This window comes from Sulfitobacter sp. UBA1132 (assembly GCF_002311545.1).
In the GTDB taxonomy this organism is placed as follows: Bacteria; Pseudomonadota; Alphaproteobacteria; order Rhodobacterales; family Rhodobacteraceae; genus Sulfitobacter; species Sulfitobacter pontiacus.
The window spans coordinates 306,871-329,821 of sequence record NZ_DCAN01000006.1; the positions used below are offsets into that span (position 1 = coordinate 306,871).

At 60.6% G+C, this 22,951-nt stretch carries 23 protein-coding genes; 17 read left to right on the plus strand and 6 right to left on the minus strand.

Translation table 11 applies throughout. The annotated features are described in order from the left end of the window. Positions 1-13: 13 nt before the first annotated feature. On the plus strand, positions 14-604 hold the full coding sequence (locus tag B4F27_RS05280; protein ID WP_286759065.1) for a shikimate kinase: 591 nt from the start codon (positions 14-16) through the stop codon (positions 602-604). Further along, on the plus strand, positions 604-1,719 hold the full coding sequence (gene aroB, locus B4F27_RS05285; protein WP_286759066.1) for a 3-dehydroquinate synthase: 1,116 nt from the start codon (positions 604-606) through the stop codon (positions 1,717-1,719). Before B4F27_RS05280 ends, aroB begins: the two co-directional genes overlap by 1 nt. A gap of 85 nt (positions 1,720-1,804) precedes the next feature. On the opposite strand, the gene B4F27_RS05290 is transcribed toward aroB, so the two are convergent. Then, a complete protein-coding gene (locus tag B4F27_RS05290) occupies positions 1,805-2,329 on the minus strand; it encodes a single-stranded DNA-binding protein (RefSeq protein ID WP_005853386.1) in 525 nt (174 codons plus the stop codon). Positions 2,330-2,548: 219 nt separating this feature from the next. Between B4F27_RS05290 and B4F27_RS05295 the strand changes: the two genes are divergently transcribed. Both B4F27_RS05295 and B4F27_RS05300 read left to right on the plus strand, forming a co-directional pair. Next, positions 2,549-3,133 carry a lytic transglycosylase domain-containing protein gene (locus tag B4F27_RS05295; RefSeq protein WP_064215715.1) on the plus strand — a complete coding sequence of 195 codons (585 nt, stop codon included), beginning with the start codon at positions 2,549-2,551 and terminating at the stop codon, positions 3,131-3,133. A gap of 173 nt (positions 3,134-3,306) precedes the next feature. Beyond that, the gene (locus B4F27_RS05300) at positions 3,307-3,834 is read left to right on the plus strand and encodes a hypothetical protein (RefSeq protein ID WP_286759067.1); all 528 of its coding nucleotides are present in this window, start codon (positions 3,307-3,309) and stop codon (positions 3,832-3,834) included. A gap of 73 nt (positions 3,835-3,907) precedes the next feature. Here B4F27_RS05300 and B4F27_RS05305 read toward each other — a convergent pair whose 3' ends face one another. The 5 genes from B4F27_RS05305 to miaA form a co-directional block, all read right to left on the minus strand. After that, entirely contained in the window at positions 3,908-5,995 is a 2,088-nt protein-coding gene (locus B4F27_RS05305; RefSeq protein WP_286759068.1) for an ABC transporter ATP-binding protein, read from the minus strand. Between the two features lie 96 nt (positions 5,996-6,091). Further along, complete coding sequence (locus B4F27_RS05310; RefSeq protein ID WP_286759069.1) at positions 6,092-7,516, minus strand: ABC transporter permease; 1,425 nt, start codon at positions 7,514-7,516, stop codon at positions 6,092-6,094. A gap of 13 nt (positions 7,517-7,529) precedes the next feature. Further along, a complete protein-coding gene (locus B4F27_RS05315; RefSeq protein ID WP_074634964.1) occupies positions 7,530-8,615 on the minus strand; it encodes an ABC transporter permease in 1,086 nt (361 codons plus the stop codon). Between the two features lie 261 nt (positions 8,616-8,876). Then, positions 8,877-9,665 carry an AraC family transcriptional regulator gene (locus B4F27_RS05320; RefSeq protein ID WP_286759070.1) on the minus strand — a complete coding sequence of 263 codons (789 nt, stop codon included), beginning with the start codon at positions 9,663-9,665 and terminating at the stop codon, positions 8,877-8,879. Between the two features lie 103 nt (positions 9,666-9,768). Beyond that, positions 9,769-10,659, minus strand: coding sequence for a tRNA (adenosine(37)-N6)-dimethylallyltransferase MiaA (gene miaA / locus B4F27_RS05325; protein ID WP_286759071.1), 891 nt, complete (start codon positions 10,657-10,659; stop codon positions 9,769-9,771). 99 nt (positions 10,660-10,758) lie between these two features. Between miaA and pyrH the strand changes: the two genes are divergently transcribed. The 13 genes from pyrH to lpxB all read left to right on the plus strand — a co-directional run bounded on the left by pyrH (position 10,759) and on the right by lpxB (position 22,886). Next, a complete protein-coding gene (pyrH, locus tag B4F27_RS05330; protein ID WP_009826990.1) occupies positions 10,759-11,487 on the plus strand; it encodes a UMP kinase in 729 nt (242 codons plus the stop codon). A 99-nt stretch (positions 11,488-11,586) separates the two neighbouring features. Beyond that, on the plus strand, positions 11,587-12,150 hold the full coding sequence (gene frr, locus B4F27_RS05335; protein WP_005853404.1) for a ribosome recycling factor: 564 nt from the start codon (positions 11,587-11,589) through the stop codon (positions 12,148-12,150). Between the two features lie 66 nt (positions 12,151-12,216). Next, complete coding sequence (gene uppS / locus B4F27_RS05340) at positions 12,217-12,957, plus strand: polyprenyl diphosphate synthase (RefSeq protein WP_286759072.1); 741 nt, start codon at positions 12,217-12,219, stop codon at positions 12,955-12,957. A gap of 23 nt (positions 12,958-12,980) precedes the next feature. Then, complete coding sequence (locus B4F27_RS05345; RefSeq protein ID WP_064216563.1) at positions 12,981-13,775, plus strand: phosphatidate cytidylyltransferase; 795 nt, start codon at positions 12,981-12,983, stop codon at positions 13,773-13,775. Positions 13,776-13,785: 10 nt separating this feature from the next. Then, positions 13,786-14,958 (plus strand): 1-deoxy-D-xylulose-5-phosphate reductoisomerase, encoded by a 1,173-nt coding sequence (dxr, locus tag B4F27_RS05350; protein WP_286759073.1) that lies wholly within the window; start codon positions 13,786-13,788, stop codon positions 14,956-14,958. A 13-nt stretch (positions 14,959-14,971) separates the two neighbouring features. Continuing rightward, entirely contained in the window at positions 14,972-16,315 is a 1,344-nt protein-coding gene (rseP, locus tag B4F27_RS05355) for an RIP metalloprotease RseP (RefSeq protein ID WP_286759074.1), read from the plus strand. A gap of 120 nt (positions 16,316-16,435) precedes the next feature. Continuing rightward, entirely contained in the window at positions 16,436-16,558 is a 123-nt protein-coding gene (locus B4F27_RS05360; RefSeq protein ID WP_005853414.1) for a hypothetical protein, read from the plus strand. 250 nt (positions 16,559-16,808) lie between these two features. Beyond that, positions 16,809-19,079 (plus strand): outer membrane protein assembly factor BamA, encoded by a 2,271-nt coding sequence (bamA, locus tag B4F27_RS05365; RefSeq protein ID WP_039912291.1) that lies wholly within the window; start codon positions 16,809-16,811, stop codon positions 19,077-19,079. 7 nt (positions 19,080-19,086) lie between these two features. Next, positions 19,087-19,638 (plus strand): OmpH family outer membrane protein, encoded by a 552-nt coding sequence (locus B4F27_RS05370; protein ID WP_037944231.1) that lies wholly within the window; start codon positions 19,087-19,089, stop codon positions 19,636-19,638. Between the two features lie 68 nt (positions 19,639-19,706). Further along, complete coding sequence (fabZ, locus tag B4F27_RS05375) at positions 19,707-20,165, plus strand: 3-hydroxyacyl-ACP dehydratase FabZ (protein WP_005853421.1); 459 nt, start codon at positions 19,707-19,709, stop codon at positions 20,163-20,165. After that, entirely contained in the window at positions 20,165-20,947 is a 783-nt protein-coding gene (lpxA, locus tag B4F27_RS05380; RefSeq protein ID WP_286759075.1) for an acyl-ACP--UDP-N-acetylglucosamine O-acyltransferase, read from the plus strand. The genes fabZ and lpxA overlap by 1 nt, the downstream gene beginning before the upstream one ends. Then, on the plus strand, positions 20,947-21,738 hold the full coding sequence (locus tag B4F27_RS05385; RefSeq protein WP_286759076.1) for an LpxI family protein: 792 nt from the start codon (positions 20,947-20,949) through the stop codon (positions 21,736-21,738). The genes lpxA and B4F27_RS05385 overlap by 1 nt, the downstream gene beginning before the upstream one ends. Continuing rightward, a complete protein-coding gene (gene lpxB, locus B4F27_RS05390; RefSeq protein ID WP_286759077.1) occupies positions 21,735-22,886 on the plus strand; it encodes a lipid-A-disaccharide synthase in 1,152 nt (383 codons plus the stop codon). The genes B4F27_RS05385 and lpxB overlap by 4 nt, the downstream gene beginning before the upstream one ends. The last annotated feature ends 65 nt before the right edge of the window (positions 22,887-22,951 follow it).

Consider the following 22,951-nt stretch of genomic DNA (forward strand, 5'->3'; position numbering starts at 1 on the left):
CATTCACACAAGAATGAGCGAAATTCAGCAATCCCCAGCCGATACGGCCCAAAACACCCCTCGGTACCATCTTAAGAAGACGGTTGTCATGGTGGGTATGATGGGCGCAGGTAAAACCGCCGTGGGCCGCGCTTTGGCCGCGAAACTCGGCGTGCCCTTTGTGGACAGCGACCACGAGATAGAGGCCGCTGCCAATCTGACCGTGCCCGAAATCTTTGAGCGCGACGGCGAGCCCTTCTTTCGCAAGCGCGAGACCGAAGTGATCTCGCGTCTGCTGGATAAAGAGCCCGGCATCCTGTCGACCGGCGGCGGTGCCTTTCTGGCGGAAGCCAACCGCGAGAATATCTCGGCCCGCGGGTTGTCGGTGTGGCTGGATGCGGATCTTGACCTGCTGTGGAACCGTGTGCGGTACAAGACCTCGCGCCCGTTGCTGCGCACCGCCGACCCGCGCGGGACCCTGACCGAGCTTTACGAAAAACGTGTGCCGATCTACCGGCTTGCGGATATGACGGTTGCCAGCACGCCGGCGCTGTCGATTGACGCGATGGCGCAGCGCGTGGTGGATGCGCTGGCGGATCGTCCAGATGTACTTGAGGTGCTGTGATGCGAGAAACGGTTCATGTCGGTCTTGAGGGCCGCGCCTATGATGTGGTGATCGGCCCCGATCTGCTGGCGCAAGCAGGCGCGTTGATTGCCCCGCTGTTGCGCCGCAAACGTGTTGTGGTGGTCAGTGATGAAACGGTTGCGGCGCACCATCTGGACAGTTTACGCGCCGGACTGGACGCCGCTGACATCAACGTCGAGGCGCTGGCATTGCCGCCGGGCGAGGCGACGAAATGCTGGGCAGAGCTGACCCGCACGGTCGATTGGCTGATGGATCAGAAGGTCGAACGCAACGATGTCGTGATTGCCTTTGGCGGCGGTGTCATCGGTGATCTGGTGGGCTTTGCCGCCGCGATCCTGCGCCGTGGCGTGCGCTTTGTGCAAATCCCGACCTCGCTTCTGGCACAGGTCGACAGTTCGGTCGGGGGCAAGACGGGGATCAACGTATCACAGGGCAAGAACCTTGTCGGCGCGTTTCATCAGCCGTCCCTTGTATTGGCCGATACGGCCGTGCTTGGCACATTGCAGGCGCGTGATTTCCTCGCCGGATATGGCGAGGTCGTCAAATACGGGCTGCTGGGGGATGCGGCCTTCTTTGACTGGCTCGAAGTGAACGCTCCCGCGATGGCCGCTGGCGATATGGCGCTGCGCGTAGAGGCGGTGCGCCGGTCTGTCCAGATGAAGGCCGATATCGTGCTGCGCGACGAAAAGGAACACGGCGATCGCGCGCTTTTGAACCTTGGCCATACCTTTTGCCACGCGCTAGAGGCGGCGACGGGCTATTCCGACCGGTTGCTGCATGGCGAAGGTGTGGCGATCGGCTGTGCGATGGCGTTTGAATTGTCCGCCCGTTTGGGGCTTTGCGCGCAAGAGGACCCCAGCCGCGTCCGCGCGCATCTGCGGGCCATGGGGATGAAAACCGACCTGCGCGACATCGACGGAGATCTGCCGGACGCCGCCTATCTGCTTGATCTGATGGGGCAGGATAAAAAGGTCATCGACGGCAAGCTGCGCTTTATTCTGGCCCGCAGCATTGGCGACGCATTTGTCACCGCCGATGTCCCCAGGGACGCGGTGCTGCAGCTGCTGGACGACGCGCTGGCCGAACGCCACTAGGGCGCGACGCCCACCCGTTTTAAGTCAAGACAACGAAAAAGGCGGGGAATTCCCCGCCTTAATTACGTTTGGTATCCGATTGATATCAAAATGGAATTTCATCATCCAGATCGCGCGAGGAACCGCGACCACCGTCGTTGCCGCCGCCCGAGGGGCCACTGTCATAGCCGCCGCCGTAGCCGCCCTGATCCGACGGGCCACTGTCGTAGCCGCCACCGCCGCCGCCGTAGTTGCCACCACCACCGGAACCACCACCGTCGCGGCCATCGAGCATGGTCAGCGTGCCGCCAAAGCCCTGCAGGACAACTTCGGTGCTGTATTTATCTTGACCGGACTGGTCTTGCCATTTGCGGGTTTGCAGTTGGCCTTCGATATATACTTTGGAACCTTTCTTCAGGTATTGCTCTGCAATGCGCACAAGCCCTTCCTGAAAGATTGCCACCGAATGCCATTCGGTCTTTTCGCGGCGCTCGCCGGTGTTGCGGTCTTTCCATGTCTCGGATGTCGCGATGCGCAGGTTGCACACTTTGCCGCCGTTCTGGAACGAACGCACTTCGGGATCGCGCCCCAGATTCCCGATTAGGATCACTTTATTCACTGAGCCGGCCATTATGCCCCCATTTGCTGCAAGTTTACGGGCCACGCGCGAATCCCGCACGCACCTTGGATTGGCCGACGTTATACCCAGCAGGGATTGCGATAAACAGGGGGGAGGCGGGATTATCGCCGTTGCGACCCACGCAGATGTGACAGGGGCAATAAAGGGTGGCACCAACGGGTCAGTTTGATATGGTCTGCGGGAATTGAGACTGCGTGGGGCAGGGACAATATGCGAATTTTATTAACGGCGGCGCTGTGCTGCCTTTCTGTGGGCGCAGCACCGGTTGCTGCCGATGTGTTTTCATCCAAGAACCGGACCAAGCTTTTTGCGTCCCAGACCAAGATTTTGGACACACGGGCATCAAAACAATATGCGGCCTCTGTCCGGTTGCAGCCACAACGCGTGGTCACCCCGACAAAATGGGACACACCCAAATATCGCGGCAAGTACAAGGGCGTCTATCTTGGCATGGCGCGCGAAGCCGCGATGCGCCACGGCATTCCGGCGGACCTTTTCCTGCGCCTCGTGCAGCAGGAAAGCGGCTGGAACCCTGCGGCGCGGTCGCATAAAGGCGCGCTTGGTCTGGCGCAGCTTATGCCGGAAACGGCGCGGATCCTGCGCGTGGACCCGACCGACCCCTACGAGAACCTTGATGGCGGTGCACGCTACCTCAAGCGTCAGTATCAGGCGTTCGGGTCATGGAACCTCGCGCTTGCGGCCTATAACGCGGGGCCGGGGGCGGTGAAGAAATACGGTGGCATCCCGCCCTACGCCGAAACCAAGAACTATGTGAAGGTGATCGCGGGTCTGTGATGCGCCGCGATAAGTGGCTCTGAATAAAGTATATTTCGCCGCAGCATGCTGATTTCCGCTTGCCGTTTTTCGCGGCGATGGAACCATATCGCCACGGCTGATGTTCCCTTTCCACAGCGTCAGCAGGTCGTCTTCTACGGTCTGCGCGCATCAGAAAGATAAGGAGCATTCGCATGTTCAACTCAGTTAAATCGATCGCCTTGGCCACAGGTGTAAGCTTGGCCGCATTGTCCTCTGCCGCATTTGCGGACGAAAAGGTCGCCTTCTCCGCGATTGACGTAAGCTCGTCGATCAACGCCGCGCAGGACGCTAACGCGATGGAATATTACCCCCAGATCACCGAGGATCTGAAAGCCGCCGTGGCCGCCCGCGTCTTGGGCAGCGATGACGCCAGCGATCCGACGATCAACATCGACATCCGCAAAATCTCGCTGGATGGGGATACGATGCTGAGCGATAGTCAGGAATTTAACGAGATCGAAGGTGTAGTCGATATTACGTCGCCCAATGAATCGATCGGCGCGCGCAGCTTCCCTGTGAATGTCGCCGCCTATTCGGTCGACCAGGTCGTGCCCGAGGGCTATGTCGCCGTGGCCCCGACCGAGGGCGTTTTTTACGAAGTCATGATCAACGGTTTTGCCGATGAGGTGGCCGAACAGGTCGGCAATCTGAACACCGCAGGTAGCGGCGTCAGCAAATAAGCCACCCTGCCTCGATCAGGCAGAAGCGGCCATCGCACATGCGGTGGCCGTTTTTTTACGCCTGGCGAAGGGCTTAGCGCGCCGTAACGTCCATCTCGATCACCGGTTCCATCGCCGCAAGCTGCACATCGTCCAGATGACATTTCACCGTATGCCCCGCCGCCAACGCCCGCAGCTCTGGCACCTGCGTCTCGCAAAGATTTCCCGGTACCCGAGATTTCCACCGGCAGCGCGTCTGAAACGGGCAACCGGGCGGCGGATTCATCGCCGAGGGGACATCGCCTTCCAGCACAATATGTTTTTTCTTCACCCGCGTGTCGGCGATCGGCACCGCCGACAGCAGCGCTTCGGTATAGGGATGATAGGGCGGAGAGAACACCTGATCCGTGGTGCCCAATTCGACCACATGGCCCAGATACATCACCATCACCCGGTCGCTAAGGTATCGCACGATGCTCAGGTCATGGCTGATGAACAAAAGGCAGGTCTGTTGGGCCTGCTGGATCTCCATCAAAAGATCCGTCACCGCCGCCTGAACCGAGACATCAAGCGCCGAGACGGGTTCATCCGCCACCACAATCCGCGCGTCTCCGGCAAAGGCACGGGCAATCCCCACGCGTTGTTTCTGCCCGCCCGACAGTTGGCGCGGCATGCGGCTGGCGAATTCCCGCGGCAGTTTGACCAGATCCAGCAGCTCCAGCATGCGCGCCTTACGGTCACGCGCGGATGTCCCCACGCCAAACACTTCAAGCGCGCGGATGATCTGGCGGCCCACGGTCATTGACGGGTTCAATGTGTCAAAAGGGTTCTGGAACACCATCTGGATATCAGCGACGGTCTGTGTCCCCCGATCCTCGATCGCGGTGGTGCCGATATCACGGCCATCCAGCAGCAGATGACCGGCTGTGGCCGTCTCCAGCCCCATAAGAACCTTGGCAAAAGTGGACTTGCCGCAACCGGATTCCCCAACGATGGCAAGGGTTTCACCCGCACGCGCTTCAAAGCTCAGCTCTTCGTTTGCTTTGACCACTTTGGTACCGGTTCCGCCAAACATGGAATGCGCCGCCACCTGATAGTATTTCTTGAGCTTGTCCATTTTCAGAACGACGTCGCCAACCTCTCCCTTCGACTTGGTCGCCGCATGCGCCATCGGCGCGGACCAGTCGATGTCATCGTGGCGGATACAGCGTGTCGCGTGTCGCGTGTTTTCGGGCACGTCCAGCATCGGAATGGCACCCTGATCGCAGCGCCCCGCGACAAAGTAATCGCAGCGCGGGCCAAAGTTGCAGCCTTCGGGACGTTCATGGGGCAGGGGGAAATTGCCGGGGATAGCGACCAGCGGGCGCGCGGTCTTGTCGGCACCGGGCAGCGGGATCGACCGGAACAGAGCCTGTGTATAGGGATGGCGCATGCCGTCGAACACATCCGCAATCGACCCGCGCTCGACCGCCTCGCCGGAGTACATGACACAGATGCGATCGCAGGTGTCCAGCACCAGCCCGAGGTTGTGGCTGATGAACAGCATAGAGGTGCCGTATTTGCGCCCCAGATCTTTGACCAGATCAATGATCGCCGCTTCGACCGTGACATCCAATGCTGTGGTGGGCTCGTCCAGGATCAGCAAGGACGGCTCTGACATCAGGGCCATAGCGATGACGATACGCTGCTGTTGCCCGCCTGACAGCTGATGCGGATAGGCCTTGAGGATACGTTCGGGGTCCGGCAGCTTGACGTCGGTCACCAGTTGCAAGGCGCGGGCATGGGCCTCGCGTTTCGACATGCCGCCGTGGATCATCGGCACTTCCATCAACTGCTGCCCGATCCGCATGGCGGGGTTCAAAGAGGCCATAGGCTCTTGATAGATCATCGCGATCTCGCTGCCCCTGATCTGACGCAGCTCGGCCGCGCTCATCTGGGATAGATCGCGCCCCTTGAATTTGATTGACCCGCCCACGACCCGCCCGTTCACCCCAAGGTCCTGCATCACACCCAAGGCGACAGTTGATTTACCACAACCGGATTCACCAACCAGCCCCACAGCCTCGCCCGGTTTGACCGAGACCGAAAAATCCATCACCGCCGGAATTTCGCGCAGCCGTGTGAAGAAAGAGATCGACAGCGCGTCGATCTCCAGAATTGGCCCGTCATATGCCTCGCCCATGTCCAACTCCCTTACCTTCAACCGCAACCTTATATTTCATTTTGCCAAGTAAACTCCGGGGGTGCGGGGGCTGGCCCCCGCGGCGGTTCCCCCAAATCAATCCCGCAAACTCTCTTCGCGCAGCCCATCCGCGAGCAGGTTCAACCCCAGCACAAGGCTCAGCAAGGCCAGCGCCGGCGCGATTGCCGCATGGGGGTAGAGCGCCAGCAGGCGCCGCCCTGCGTTGATCGTGGTGCCCCAATCAGGGCTTTCGGATTCCAGTCCCAGCCCAAAGAACCCCAGCGTGCCAAGCAGGATCGTGGTATAGCCGATGCGCAGGCAGAAATCGACGATCAAGGGGCCGCGGGCATTGGGCAGGATCTCCCACAACATGATGTACCACGGTCCTTCGCCGCGGGTCTGCGCGGCCGCCACATAGTCGCGTGTCTTGATGTCCAGTGCCAGCCCGCGCACGATCCGGAATACTGTGGGCGCATTGACGAAAACCACGGCGACAAAGACCACCAGCAACCCCGGCCCGATGTCGAGGAAATCCAGAAACGCAGGCAGGCCCGGGATCTCGTAGGTCTGGGTCCGCACCAAGGCCCCATCGTCCGAGATCATCGCGAGGTAAAGCCAGCCAACCAGCCCCAGTACCACGACCAGCACCGGCGTGCGGGTGCCTGGCTGCGTGCGCAGACGTGTGTTGAGCAGCACCCCAAGGAACACCAGCGGAAAGATGAACAACACAATTGCCATGTAATTCGGCAGTCCGGTCAGCACAATCTCGGGGGTGACCAGAAGATAAAAGATCAAGATCACCGGAAAGGCGAGGATCAGATTGGCAATAAAGCTCAGGAATACGTCCAGTTTACCGCCATAATAGCCCGCAGGCAGCCCCAGCGTGATCCCCACCATAAAGGCAAAGACCGTCGCCATCGGCGCGATCTGGATCACCACCCAGGCGCCTTTGATCAGGCGGCTGAACACATCGCGGGCAAGGTTATCGCCGCCCAGCAGGAACCACGGGTAGTCGCCGTCCTCAGCACGGGCCAGCGGTGTGCCGGGAAGCTTGTTCTTCATGCCCGAGGTCTGGCTGAGGCTATCATGGGTCACGATCATGTCGAACACCCCGCCGAACAGCCCCGTATAGACCCAGAACATCACCAGCCCAAAGCCGATCATGCCAACGGTGCTGTCAAACAGTTTGCCATAAAGCCCCAGCCGGCGTTTGAAGGCGATCGACAGGGCAAAGGTCACGATCAGGGCAACCCAGACCGGCAGCAGACGTTGCGCCATGCCGCCAAAGATGCCGGCCTCGGCGCCCAAGAAAATGCCCCCGACGACATAGACCATCAGCAGCGCGGTCGCCGCCGCGATCCCCGCCGAGGTAAGCTGCCCCAAGCGGCGCGTTCCCGCAGGGGAAGTAGGCAGCAGGGGCCAGACCATCTGCATCGCGATGCCAAGCAGCACGACCAACACCGCGCCCCCCAGCAATGGGTTCACCCAGTCCAGCGCACCTGTCCATGTCAAGGGGTCCATCTACATTGTCTCCTCAGGTGATCCGGATGCGCGGGTTCAGCACGACATAGCCGATGTCCGAGATCAGCTGCGTTGTCAGCACCACGATTACCGACACGACCGACACGGCCAGCAACAGCTCGATGTCGTTATTCGACGCGGCGCGGACCAACAGCCAGCCGAAGCCCTTGTAGTTAAAGAGGGTCTCGACGATGACGACTCCGTTCAGAAGCCACGGGATTTGCAGCATGATTACCGTGAACGGCGCGATCAGTGCGTTGCGTAGGGCGTGTTTAAGAACGATGTTGCCAAAGCTTACCCCCTTCAGCCGCGCCGTGCGGATGTATTGCGCGGTCATCACCTCGGTCATCGAAGCACGGGTCATGCGCGCAATATAGCCCATCCCGTAAAGCGAGATGGTGAGCACCGGCAAAAAGAAATTCCAGAAGGTCGCGTCTTTCATCGCACTGGCGGCGGAGCCCAGAAACAGCGTTTTGCTGTCGATCCAGCCCCAGTCGGCCAGCAGAGGCGACAGCCCAAATCGCGACGAGGCGAGCAGGGCGATGAACACGACACCAGACACATATTCAGGCGTCGCGGTTGTCAGGATTGAAAAGGTCGACAGGGTCCGGTCAGTGCGCGACCCTTCGCGCATCCCTGCCAGCACGCCCACGATCAGTGCCATCGGCACCATCAGCAGGATCACGCAGCCCATCAACTTGCCCGTCAGCGCCAATCGGGTCAGGACAGTGGGGCCGACATCCTCTTGGAAAACAGTCGAAAATCCCCAATCCCCTTGCAAGATACCGCAAAAGCGGCGGCGGTCGCCCTCGGGCGTGTCCTTGGTAAAGCACCGCCCGAAACGGGTGCCGTCATCCTCTTGCGTCACCCATCCGGGCATGACGCCCAGCCATTGGCCGAATTTGACCGGCAGCGGGTCAAGATAGCCGCGATCCCCCAGATAGCTTGCGACCGCTTCGTCGGACATGCGGAAGTTGCCTTGGGTCTTGGCAAGCTTTTCGAGGTTCGGATAGAGGTTGGTCAGCCAGAACACGATAAAGGTCAGGCATAGCGCTGTTACCACCATCACGCCCAAACGGCGCAATATGAAAATACCCATGTGATGACCCTGTTGCGCGGCGGTACGGCGACACCTTGAAGGCGCGCGGCTGCGTTTGAATTTGTCGCAGCGCGGTCCGGCTTTTGCCGATACGTTGCGCGCTGCGCGGCTCCCTTATTGTCCGCTTTCCGCCATGACATTGGCGGTGCGGATGTGTTTTTCTTGAATGCCAGTCAGCCACAGGTCGCGGTGGCAGGTCAACTCGGTACTTTGGAAATGGGCGCTACCCCGAGCGTCCTTGCAGCCACCGGCCCTGACGTGTCAGGCTGCCGTTGCCCGCAGACGCGAGGGTGTGAGGCCCGTGTGTTGCTGCATGAACCGTGTGAAATAGGCGGCGGAGCCAAAGCCAAGGTGGCGCGCGATATCCTGTGCGGAATGCTCTGTCGTGCCAAGCAGATGCCGTGCCTCATGCACCACCCGTTCGGTCAGGATATCCGCCGCAGTCTTGCCGGTGGCGGATTTTACGGCCCGTGACAGATGCGTCGGCGTGACCTCCAGGCTTTCGGCGTATTGCGCCATCGGCGCGCCGCTGCTGTAGTGTTCACAGACCATCTGGCAGAACCGCGCGCTGAGCCGTGCGGCGGCGTTGCGCCGGTTGGGGACATGTTCGTCCTGCATGATCTGACGCCGCAGCCAGACCGACATCAGCGCCGCGTGCCCCTCTAACGCGTCATGATACAGCGGGCGCTTGGCCTGTTGTTCGCGCTGCGCGGCTTCGATCAGGCCGGTCAGTTCGGTCTGGGCCTGCACATCCCGAATACGCAGGTGGCGCGGCATTTGGGGCAGGCGCAGCTCGGTGCCGTCGGGGATCACCACCGCTTGCCCGATGCCCTGCCGCCCCATATCAAGGGCAAAGAGCGCACGGGCAGGGATAAACACCGCGTTATGCGCCCCCAAGCCGCGCCGCTGGCCGTCAAGCTGCAGCACCCCCTGACCGCGGGTGATCCAGATCAGCATATGCACAGGCCGGTCATGGCAAAGCTGCACGCGCCAGTCCTGCCCTTGCGACAGTTGCGCCAGCGTCAGCAATTCGATCGTGTTCTCTGTCATTGCATGACCCTATCAGCAAAAGACAAGTAAACACTATCGTTATACAGAGATACGGAAAGATAAAGGCAGTAAAAGATAATTTCGCCGTTTTGGCAGCCGCGTGCTACCCCGGCACATATTGCAGCCAATCGGCGGTGTTCTTGCGCATCCACGTGCGCTGCCGTTTGGCATACTGCCGTGTCGCGATGATGGCATCCTGTCGCGCCACGTCAAGCGGTGTTGCGCCGTCAAGGTAGCGCATCAGCTCGGGCACGCCGATGGCACGGTGCGCGGGCAGGGCGGGGTCGTAATCGGGGTGCACGGCGGCGACTTCGTCCAGCGCGCCTTGGTCCAGCATCTGGTCAAAGCGACGGATGATCCTGTCGTTCAGCCAGTCCTTCGACGCGGCAACGGCGACAGGCTGACAGCGCTCCATCGGCAGGATGGGGGGCGGCGTATCATCTTGCCACGCGGCCAGCCCGCGCCCTGTGGCTTGCTGCACCTCCCACGCACGCTGGACGCGCATGGGGTTATAAAGATCGATGCGGCGCGCCGTCTCTGCGTCAAGCGCGTCGATCATCGCCGCGCGGCTCATGGTGTTGCCCGCGGCGCGTACCGCGTCAGGGGTCGGGGGAATGTCCACCAGCCCCCTGGTCAGCGCCGCGAAATAAAGGCCCGTGCCACCGACAATGATCGGGCGTGCGGGCTGGCGCAGCACCTCGGTTACCTCGCGCAGCCAGTGGCCGACCGAATAGGGGTCGTGCGCCGCGACATGGCCATACAGCAGATGCGGTGCCAAGGCCTCTTCCTCGGCCGGGGGGCGGGCCGAGATCACGCGCCAGCAGCCGTAGACCTGACTGGCATCTGCATTCACAATCACCCCGCCCTGAGCCTGCGCAATCGCCAGCGCCAGCGCCGATTTGCCCGACGCTGTGGGCCCCGCAATCAGGACAGGCGCGGCAGGGTCGATAGAGGAAACCACGTCAGAGACGCGGGACAGCGGGGCATCTGGCATTTCTTTGCGTGAACCTCTGACGGAGCATTGAATGTTTGCGCTATTTGCGACATTTTACGGCGCAATGAAAACCCCTCCCACACCCTGAAAGGTGCGCCCATGCCCGAGAGCCAGTCAAAAGTAACATTCAACCGGGTCATGCTGAAGATTTCAGGCGAAGCATTGATGGGCGATCAGGGGTTCGGGCTGAACCCGCCAACCGTGCAACGCATCGCGAACGAGGTCAAATCGGTGCATGATCTTGGCGTCGAAATCTGCATGGTCATCGGGGGCGGCAATATCTTCCGCGGGCTGCAAGGGTCGGCTCAGGGGATGGAACGCACCACCGCCGATTATATGGGGATGCTGGCCACCGTGATGAACGCGCTGGCGATGCAATCCGCGCTGGAGGAACTGGGCATTCACACGCGGGTGATTTCCGCGATCACGATGAACGAGGTCGCCGAACCCTACATCCGCCGCCGCGCCGTGCGCCACCTTGAGAAAAAGCGCGTGTGCATCTTTGCCGCGGGCACCGGCAACCCCTATTTCACCACCGATACCGCCGCGACGCTGCGCGCCAATGAAATGGCCTGCGAAGCGATCTTCAAGGGCACCAAGGTCGATGGTGTCTATGACAAAGACCCCGCCAAATTCGACGATGCGGTCCGCTATGATGCCGTCAGCTATGACGATGTGCTGCAAAAGCGCTTGGGGGTCATGGATGCCTCTGCCATCGCCTTGGCGCGCGACAACAACCTGCCGATCATCGTCTTCTCTCTGGACGAGCCGGGCGGCTTCAAGGGGATTCTCGCGGGCGAGGGCACATACACACGGGTTCAGGGCTAGGCCCCAACCTACGATAGATGCGGGGCTCCCTATACAAGGGGGGCTTGATCGCGTTATATCGGTTCAAATCTAGATAGTTACAAAACCACCGGGGACATCATGTCAGACGATTTTATGCTGGACACAGACGATCTTGAGCGGCGCATGAACGGCGCAATCGCATCGCTGCGCACCGAATTTGCCTCTTTGCGCACAGGCCGCGCGTCCGCCTCTATGCTGGAGCCTGTGATGGTCGACGCCTATGGCAGCAGCACGCCGATCAACCAGGTGGGCACCGTCAACGTGCCCGAGCCACGCATGGTCACCATCAACGTTTGGGACAAGGCGCTGGTCGGCAAGGTCGAAAAGGCGATCCGTGAATCCGGTCTGGGCATAAACCCTCAGTTGAACGGCACGATCATCATGCTGCCGATCCCCGAGCTGAACGAGGAACGCCGGACCCAGCTGACCAAGGTCGCGGGGCAATATGCCGAAAGCGCCCGTGTATCGATCCGCAACGTGCGCCGCGACGGTATGGACCAGATCAAGAAAGCCAAGGCCGACGGCATGTCGGAAGACGATCAGAAAGTCTGGGAGGGTGAGGTTCAGGACATGACCAACAAGTTCATCGCCCAGATCGACGAGCAGCTTGAAAGCAAACAAGCCGAGATCATGCAGGTTTAAGTACCTTATTCGATGCGCGCGACCCCAAGGTCCGCGCATCGGCCTGCAGTTCGATAAGGATAGACGATGCCTGCTGCGACCGACCAGACCTTCCAGCTTGTCCCAGGGGCACCGCGCCATGTTGCGATCATCATGGACGGAAACGGCCGTTGGGCGACCCAGCGGGGGCGTCCGCGTCTGTTCGGGCATCATGCCGGTGCCAAGCGTGTGCGCGAAATCGTCGAGGCATGCCCCGATTTCGGCGTCGAGTATCTGACGATCTTTGCCTTCTCGACCGAGAACTGGAAACGTACTCAGGTCGAGGTGGCGGGGCTCATGAGCCTGTTCCGCCGCTATATCACCAAAGAGACCAAGGCACTGAAAGCCAAGGGCGTGCGCGTCCGGTTTATCGGTGACCGTGTCCGGCTGGATGCGAAACTGGTCAAGCTGATGAATGTGCTAGAGGCAGAGACGGCGGAAAACACCCGTACCCATCTGACGATTGCGCTGAACTACGGCGGTCGCGACGAGGTCGCGCGCGCGACGCAGCGGCTGGCGCAGGACGTTGCAGCGGGTCTGCTCAGCCCTGAGGACGTCGACGAAGAGACCCTGCCGCGCTATCTGGATACCCATGTTCTGCCGGACCCCGATCTGGTGATCCGCACCAGTGGCGAGGCGCGGATATCGAACTTTCTGCTGTGGCAATCAGCCTATGCCGAATATGAATTCATTGATACGCTCTGGCCCGACTTCACCAAGGCCGAGTTTGGCAATCTTTGTGCGGCCTTTGGCAATCGCGACCGGCGCTTTGGTGCCGTGTCCTCCTGATCGTACGACGAAAGGAAAGCACTATGACACCTTCTTCGGAACGCTGGTCCGACCTCACGGCGCGCGTCGGTTCGGCGCTGGCGATGATTGTGGTTGGTCTGGGCGGGATCTATCTGGGCGGGCCCGTGTTCCACGTTCTCGTCGCGATCATTTGCGGCGTCATGGCGTGGGAACTGGTGGGGATGTTGAACCCGTCAAACCGCAGCGCACGGAGGCAGATGGGCTTGCTGGTGGGCGCGGCGACGCTCGCCGCGATCTACCTGCCCGTGGGCTTTGCCCTGCCGGTGCTGCTGGCCCCCGCTTTGGTGGGCTTTGGCCAGTTGGAAAAGCACCGCACCATATTCATGTGTTTCACCGTGATGATCATGCTGGCCGGTTTCGGGCTGACGCAGGTGCGCGATGATTTCGGCTTTGGCTGGCTGATGTGGTTGGTGCTGGTTGTGGTGATCACCGATGTCGTTGGCTATTTCGCCGGACGTGCCATCGGTGGGCCGAAGTTCTGGCCCAAGGTCAGCCCCAAGAAAACATGGTCCGGCACGGCGGCGGGCTGGATCGGGGCCGCGGCTGTCGGTTTCCTGTTCTCGATCAACACCGGTGTAGGCTTGCAGCTGGTCGGTGTCTCTGTCGCCATGTCGATGGCGTCGCAGATGGGTGATATGGCAGAATCCGGGATGAAGCGTCGCTTGGGGGTCAAGGACAGCTCTAACCTGATCCCCGGTCATGGCGGCTTGCTGGATCGGTTCGACGGTATGCTGGGAGCAGCGCTGTTCCTGCTGATCATTGGTCGTTTCCTGACCATCACCCCCGCGCTAAGCTGATCCCAACCCTATGAAGAAAATCAGTATTTTCGGGGCCACGGGCTCTATCGGGCAGAACACTATTGATCTGATCGCGCGCGCACCCGACGCCTATGATGTCGTCGCGCTGACCGGTGCCAGCAATATAGCGCAGCTGGCGGAAGATGCGCAGCGGTTGAACGCGCAGCTTGCCGTCACGGCCCATGAGCACCTGCTGGACGACCTGCGCGACGCGCTATCGGGCACGGGCGTGGAGGCCGCCGCCGGACCCCAAGCCATCAACGAAGCCGCCGCACGCCCTGCCGATTGGGTCATGTCCGCCATCATCGGCGCCGCGGGTCTGGCACCGGGGGTGGAGGCGTTGAAGCAAGGGGCGACGCTGGCTCTTGCCAATAAGGAGTCGCTGGTCTGCGCCGGTCAGCTGATGCTGGACACCGCCGCGGCACATAGGGCCACCATGCTGCCGGTCGATAGCGAACATTCCGCCGTGTTTCAGGCTCTGATCGGCGAGGATATCTCGGCGGTGGAACGGATCATCATCACTGCCAGCGGCGGGGCGTTTCGCGATTGGCCGCTGGAAAAGCTCGCCGATGCCACGCTAGAGCAGGCGTCGAGCCATCCGAACTGGGACATGGGCCAGCGCATCACCATCGACAGCGCGTCGATGTTCAACAAGGCGATGGAAGTAATCGAAACGCGCGAATATTTTCGCGTGAACCCCGACCAGATCGAAGTGTTGGTGCATCCGCAATCTATGATCCACGCGCTGGTGGGGTTCAATGACGGTGCCTTGATGGCGCATATCGGCCCGCCCGACATGCGCCACGCCATCGGCTTTGCCCTGCATCACCCCAACCGAACGCATTTGCCGGTAGAGCGGCTGGATCTGGCAAAGATCAGCAGCTTTGATTTCCGCGCCCCCGATGACATCCGTTGGCCCGCCCTGCGCCTCGCGGGCGAGGTGATGGCGCGTGGTGGCATGGCCGGTGCGGTGTTCAATGCCGCCAAAGAGGTCGCGCTTGACGGGTTTATCGGCGGCAAGCTGCGCTTTCCCCAGATGGCCGAGATCGTCGAAGACACGATGGAAGCGCTTTTCCCTGACAATGGGGTGATCGATGCGGCCATCACACTTGATAACGTCGCACAGGTGGACCATCTGGCAAGGCAGGCCGCATGGGCCGCAATAACAAAGAGGGCAGGGTAGAGTTTTGGATATTATGGCATTAATCCCGCAGTTTGGCGGGCTGATCTGGACGCTTCTGGCTTTTGTGATTGCCCTGTCGGTGATCGTCGCGATCCATGAATACGGTCATTATATCGTCGGACGCTGGTCCGGCATCCATGCCGATGTCTTCTCTCTCGGGTTTGGCCCTGTGATCTACAGCCGCTACGACAAACGCGGCACCAAGTGGCAGATCGCGGCGCTGCCCTTTGGCGGCTACGTAAAATTCGCGGGCGATGCGGATGCGGCCTCGGGCAAGGATGTGGCCGCGATGGAAGCGGCCGAGGCGGACCCGAAGCGGTTGCGTGCCACCATGCATGGGGCGCCGCTATGGGCGCGTGCGGCCACAGTCGCTGCGGGGCCGGTGTTCAACTTTGCCCTGTCCATTCTGGTCTTCGCGGCCATCGGCCTGTCGGTCGGCGTTCCGCGTGACCCGATGACCGTCGGGGAAATGCACCCGCTGCCGTTTGAACAGAATGAACTGGTGGAAGGGGACGAGATCGTCTCTATCGGCGGGGTGACCCTGCCGCCGGTGTCCGATGCCACCGCCTATGCCGATGCTTTCGCCAGTATTCCGCTGGACCAACCGCTGCCCTATGAGGTGAACCGTGGCGGGGACGTCGTGACCGTGGATGGGCCTTACGTCATGCCATCGCTGGTCAAGCAGGTGATGCCGCAATCGGCGGCCTATGAGGCCGGTCTGAAAAGCGGCGATGTGATCACCTCGGTTGACGGGGCAGAGATTTTCGCCTTCCGCCAGTTGAAGACCGCTGTTGAAGCGTCTGAAGGCACACCGCTTGAACTTGATATCTGGCGCGACGGGCAAATGCTGGACATCACCCTGCGCCCCAAAGTGACGGACGAACCGCAGCCAGACGGCAGCTTCAAGTCGCAGATGCGCATTGGCATCGTGGGCGGCACCGCCTTTGACACCGCCACGACGAACCCTGGCGTACTGACAGCGCTTTGGGGTGGGGTAGAGAACACAGGCCGGATCATCAGCGGGTCGCTGTCGGGTCTCAAGCATATGATCGTCGGCAATATCAGCACCTGTAACCTGAGCGGTCCGGTGGGGATCGCGCAAACCTCTGGCGCGATGGCGTCGCAGGGTGCGCAAAGCTTCATCTATTTTATCGCGGTGCTGTCGACGGCGGTCGGTCTGCTGAACCTCTTCCCGATTCCGGCGCTGGATGGCGGGCATCTGGTGTTCTACGCATATGAGGCCGTGACCGGCAAACCACCCAGCGATGGCGCGCTGCGCATCCTGATGACCATTGGTCTGACCTTGGTACTGGGGTTAATGGTCTTTGCCTTGGGTAACGATTTATTCTGCCCTTAGGCGATATTTTGCCGCCTAAAAGGGGGTAAAAAGTTACAAAAGTCTTATTGCTGCCTTAATTGGTCAAACGAGCGCCGCAATCGCCTGCGATAGTCGATCCAAGTTACAAAGGATACGAGTATGCAGACGTTCAAGACAAGTTATCGCGGTTTGAGCCTTTTGGTTGATCTGAACTGGGACCGCGCTTTGTACTTCGGCTTCCTGATCATCGCGCTGACCGCCGGCGCGTGGATCGGCGCATAACGCCGCTCTCTCTCCCTACCCAAGTGCCCTCCCGCACTCTATCGTGATCCAACTGGCCGTCATACACACTATATAGGTGTATGGCGGTCTCTTCGTTTTGACAAAGGCCGCTAACCTGTCTAGTCAGGACGAAAGAGTTTTTTGACAGCGGGTAGGGCAAATGATGCACAACGACAGGTGGAATAAGCCCACCGAAACAGCGGTTTTCACTCCTTTTGCGAAATCCTTGCGCAGCGCTTCTTTTTGCGTAATGTTATCAGTCGCTTGGCTGGTGCCAGCGCCACATGCTGACGCGCAAAGCTATCAGTTCAACACAGTTCAGATCGACGGCAACGAACGGATCGGCGACAGCGCCATCCTAAGCCGCGCAGGAATCGCGCGTGGTCGGGCGATCAGCGCGGGCGAATTGAACGATGCTTACCAGAACCTTCAGGCGTCCGGCCTGTTTGAAAGCGTAGCACTTGAACCGCGCGGCGGGACATTGGTGATCACGGTCGTAGAATTCCCCACGATCAACCGCATCAGCTTTGAAGGCAACGCGCGCATCGACGACGAAGCGCTGGCTTCGGTCGTTGATTCAGACGAACGCCGCGTCTTTAACCCGACCCAAGCCGAAAAAGACGCCAATGCCATCGCGCAGGCCTATAGCAACGACGGCCGTATCGCCGCCCGCGTCCAGCCCAAGGTCATCCGCCGCGACCAGAACCGCGTTGATCTGGTGTTTGAAGTCTTCGAAGGCGACAACGTCGAGATTGAACGCCTGAGCTTTGTCGGCAACCGCCAATATTCGGACCGTCGTCTGCGCCGCGTGCTGGGGACCAAGCAAGCGGGCCTGTTCCGCCGTCTGATCAAACGCGACACTTTTGTGCCCGAACGCATCGAGGCCGACCAGCAGATGCTGCGCGATTTCTACCTGTCGCGCGGCTATGTCGACATGCGCATTTCGGCGGCGAACGCTCAGCTGACCGAAGAACGCGACGGCTATTTTGTGCAGTTTAACGTGCAAGAGGGGCAACAGTTCAAGTTCGGCGAACTGACCGTGACCTCGACCATCAACGGGGTGAACGCTGACGATTATCGTGGCGTGATCAAGACCAAATCCGGTGCCGTCTATTCACCGTCGCTGGTCGAGACGGATATCGCTCGGATGGAACGCAAAGCCATCCGTGACGGCGTTGATTTTCTGCGGGTAGAACCGGTTGTCACGCGCAATGATCGCGACCTGACGCTGAACGTCGAATATCGTATCTCTCGTGGTCCACGTGTCTTTGTCGAACGGATCGACATCGAAGGGAACACCACCACGCTTGACCGCGTTGTGCGCCGCCAGTTCGACAGCGTAGAGGGTGACCCGTTCAACCCGCGCGAGATCCGTGAAAGCGCCGAGCGTATCCGCGCCCTTGGTTATTTTGAAAGCGCCGAAGTCAACGCCCGCGAGGGGTCTTCCCCCGAGCAGGTCGTCGTAGACGTGAATGTTGTGGAACAGCCGACAGGCTCGCTCAACTTCGGTGGGTCGTTCTCGTCCAGTGACGGGATCGGCGTCGCGGTCAGCTTTGCCGAGGATAACTTCCTGGGACGCGGCCAGAAGCTCAAGCTGACCGTCAGCACGGCTGAAGATGCACAGCGCTATGGCTTCAACTTTATCGAGCCGAGCCTCTTGGGGCGTGATGTGGCGTTCGGCCTGAACCTCGATTATGCCGAAACAAGCTCGTCCTATAACTCCTTCGACACCGAACGTATCGTCTTCCAGCCGACCCTGTCGTTCCCTGTCAGCGAAAACGGGCGGTTGAGCCTCAACTATACCTATGACGATCTTGAGATGTCAGAGCGGGACGATACCACAACCGGTTTCGTCGTTGCTAATGACATCGCCGCGGGCCGTCAGGTGACCTCTTCGATCGGGTATAACTACAGCTACGACACCCGCCGCGCCGGTCTGGACCCGACATCGGGTGTGCTGCTGCAATTCGGGCAGGATTTCGCAGGTCTAGGGGGCGACACCAAGTTCGTGAAAACCACCGCCAAAGCCATCGGTGAAAAGCGTATCTTCAACGAGGAAGTTACCCTGCGTGCCACCTTGCAAGGTGGGGCATTGGCTTGGAGCGAGGGCAACAACCGCGTTTCCGACCGCTTCTTGATCGGCCCGTCGATCATGCGCGGCTTTGAAACCGGCGGGATCGGCCCGCGCGATCAAAGCAACGGGTCTGACGACTCCCTTGGGGGTAACCTCTTTGTGGTGGGTAGTCTTGAGGCGGAATTCCCGCTTGGCCTGCCCGAAGAATACGGCATCAGCGGCGGCGTCTTCTATGATGTCGGCAACGTCTGGAACCTCGACGATGTAGAGATCCCTACGGGCTCGTCTATCGTTGGTGAATCCGGTTCGTTCCGCCACGTGATCGGTGTATCGCTCTTCTGGGATACGCCGGTTGGTCCTTTGCAGTTCAACGTCTCTAAAGCGTTGAAAAAAGAGGACTACGACGAAGAACAGAAGTTCGAAGTGACCCTGCGGACCGATTTCTGAGGCCGTTATGAAACTGCGGGCACTCTTGATTTGCCTTCTGCCGGTACTGCCCCTCGCGGCGGTGCCGGTTTTTGCACAACAGCAGTCTGAACGGCGCGTGGTGCAAAGCCCGATCCTGACCATCGATTCAGATCGTGTGTTCAATGAAAGCGCCTTTGGTCTGCGGGTGGCGGATGACGTGGAAACCCAAAGCGCTGAAATCTCTGCCGAAAACCGTCTGATTGAAGCGGATTTGAAGGCCGAAGAGCGCAAGCTCACCGATCAACGTAGCAAGCTCAGCCCCGATGCCTTCAGCGGGCTGGCGGATGCCTTTGACGAAAAGGTGCAGAAAACCCGCGCGGCGCAAGCGGCAAAGGGGCGGGCGTTGAACGAATTGGTCGAGAAAGAGCGCCAGGTGTTTCTGGCCGCTGCGGGCCCTGTGTTGGAACAGATGATGCGTGAAGCCGGGGCGGCTGTGATCCTTGAACGCCGGTCGGTCTTCGTCAGCGCCAACGCCATCGACATCACCGACGAAGCCATCGAGCGGCTTGACGCGTCGGTCGGCAGCGGCAAGAACTGATCCCCCCGCTTGCCCATGGCGGCCAGAATTGGTAGCCAGCATACAGCTTTTAACAGACAGGACATGCAATGACTGACACCCTGCCAAGTGCCGATATCCAGATGATCCAGCGGATCATTCCGCACCGCTATCCCTTTTTGCTGGTCGATAAAGTGGTCGATATCCAGGGCACGCAAAGCGCTGTCGGGATCAAGAATGTCACGATGAACGAACCGCATTTTCAGGGGCATTTCCCCGGCATGCCGATTATGCCCGGCGTCACCATCGTAGAGGCGATGGCGCAGACCGCTGCGGTGATGGTCGGTGTCACGCTGGAAATGGCGGATAAGGACATGAAGGTCTATTTCATGGCCATCGACAAATGCAAATTCCGCCGCAAGGTCGTTCCCGGTGACGTCGTCCGGATGGAGCTGAACACCCTGCGCGGCAAACCCGGCGGCAAAGTCTGGAAATTCGGTGGCGTCGCGTCGGTCGAGGGCGAAATGGCGGCCGAGGTTGAATTCACTGCGATGATGGACCTGTCCTGATGGGCAACATCCACCCAAGCGCCGTGATCGAGGAAGGGGCGCAGATCGCGGCCTCTGCCAAGGTCGGTCCGTTCTGCGTCATCGGCCCTCGGGTCGTGCTGCATGACAACGTTGAGGTGAAGTCCCACGCGATCGTTACCGGCGACACCGAAGTCGGCGAAGGCACGGTGATCTTTTCCTTCGCGGTTATCGGTGAAATCCCCCAAGACCTTAAGTTCAGAGGGGAATCCAGCCGCCTCGAGATCGGCAAACGCAACCGTATCCGCGAACATGTCACCATGAACGGCGGCACCGAAGGCGGTGGCGGCGTGACCAGGATTGGCGATGACGGGCTGTTTATGGCGGGCTGCCACATCGCCCATGATGCGATCCTTGGCGATCGGGTGATTGTTGTGAACAACGCCGCCGTCGCGGGTCACTGCATCATCGAAGACGATGTTCTGATCGGCGGGCTGGCCGGTATCCACCAATTCGTGCGTATCGGTCGCGGGGCCATCATCGGCGCTGTGACGATGGTGACGAATGACGTGATCCCCTACGGTCTGGTGCAAGCGCCCCGTGGAGTCTTGGACGGGCTTAACCTTGTCGGGCTCAAGCGTCGCGGTGTCACCCGCGCCGACATTACGGCCCTTCGCGCGGCTTTCCAGATGCTGGCGCAGGGCGAGGGGACATTCCACGACCGCGCCCGTCGTTTGGGCGAGGAAACCGGCAGCGATTACGTCCGCGAGATCGTCGATTTCGTGCTGGCCGACACGGGCCGTCACTTTCTGACACCGGGTTGATGCTGGCGCTGATCGCAGGGGGCGGCGGACTGCCTCAACGGGTGGCCGGCGCGCTGGTCGATGCGCCTTTGATCTGCGCCTACGAGGGGACGACACCGGTCGGGCTGGTGCCGGATCTGGTGTTCCGACTTGAGACGCTTGGCACTTTGCTGGCCGAGCTGACTGCGCGCGGCGTGACGCAGGTGTGTTTCTGCGGTGCCGTTGCAAGGCCGTCCTTCGATCCGTCCAAACTGGATGCGGCAACGCTGCCCTTGGTGCCGGTCTTCCAGAAAGCCCTTGCGGCGGGGGACGACGGTGCCTTGCGCGCCTTGGTCGATATTTTCCAAACAGCGGGGCTGACCGTCGTTGCCGCACATCACCTCGCGCCCGACTTGATGGCGCGCGGAGGCGTGCTTAGCCAGCGTCAGCCTGATGCGCAGATGCGCGATGACGCCGCGCGCGGTGCTGCGCTGGTGCGCTGCCTTGCCTCGATGGATGTGGGGCAATGCTGCGTCGTCGGGCAGGGGCAGGTCATGGGGGTCGAGGCGATTGGCGGCACGGATCACTTGCTGTCGACCCTGCCTGATCGTGCGCGCTCGGCCAGCGCGGTGCTGTTTAAAGGTCCGAAACCGGGCCAAAGCCATCTTGTCGATATGCCCACCATCGGGCCTGACACATTGCGCCGCGCCCAAGAGGCAGGGCTGGCGGGTGTCGTGATAGAGGCGGGGTCTGTCATTCTTCTGGAACCAGACGCCTGCGTCGCCTTGGCAGATGAACTAGACCTCGTGCTATGGGCAAGGGCCGCGACATGAAGGTGTTCATCATCGCGGGCGAACCTTCGGGTGACCGATTGGGGGGCGCGCTGATGGCAGGGCTGAAATCCCTGCGCCCCGACATCACCTTTGACGGGATCGGCGGGACGGATATGGCAGCCGAGGGGCTGAGCAGCCGTTTTGATATGTCCGAACTGTCTGTCATGGGCATCGCCGAGATCCTGCCGAAATATAAATTCCTGATGGCGCGGATCAACGAGACGGCGCAGGCCGTCATTGACGCCAAGCCCGATGTGATGATCACCATCGACAGCCCCGATTTCTCGCTTCGCGTGGCCAAGCGGGTCAAGGCGGCGTCGGATATTCGCACGGTGCATTATGTCGCGCCCACGGTCTGGGCCTGGCGTCCCGGGCGCGCGAAAAAGATGGCGCGGTATATCGATCATGTGCTTGCGCTTTTCCCCTTCGAGCCGCCCCTGATGGAGGCCGAGGGCATGGCCTGCGATTTCGTCGGCCATCCCGTGGTCGGAGAGAAGATCGCCACACACCGCGAAGCCGCTGCCTTTCGTCAAGCGCATGAGATCGGCGATGCGCCCCTGATGCTGGTGCTGCCCGGATCGCGGCGGTCTGAGGTGGCGCGTCTGTCGGATGTTTTCGGCGATGCGGTGGCCCGTTTTGCGCAGACACATCCTGATCTGCGCGTGGTCATTCCCGCCGCCGGTCCTGTGGCAGATGTGGTGATTGCGCAGACCCAAGGTTGGACGGTGCGCCCCATCGTGCTGGACCCGCGTGCAGGCAGCAGGGAGGAAGGTGCCGCAATGAAACGGGCGGCTTTTGCCGCCGCGGACGTGGCACTTGCGGCCTCTGGCACCGTGTCGCTAGAACTGGCCGCCGCATCGCTGCCGATGGTGATCGCCTACCGGATGAACTGGCTCAGCTTCCGTCTGATCAAGGCGATGGCGCTGATTGATACGGTGACTTTGGTGAACCTTGTGTCCGACACACGCGTCGTGCCGGAGTTTCTGGGCCCCGATTGCACCGCCGATAAGATCGCTGGCGGTTTGGCGCATGTCTTTGCGCATCCCGAGGATCAGAAAGACGCGATGGCGCTGACGATGGAGCGGCTCGGCAAGGGGGGCGAGAGCCCGGGCCTGCGCGCGGCGCGGGCGGTATTGGCAAAGCTATAGGTCTAGAGACTGGCTATAGAGTAAAATGAGGGGCGCTGCCCCTCAAACTCACGACCCTATATGAG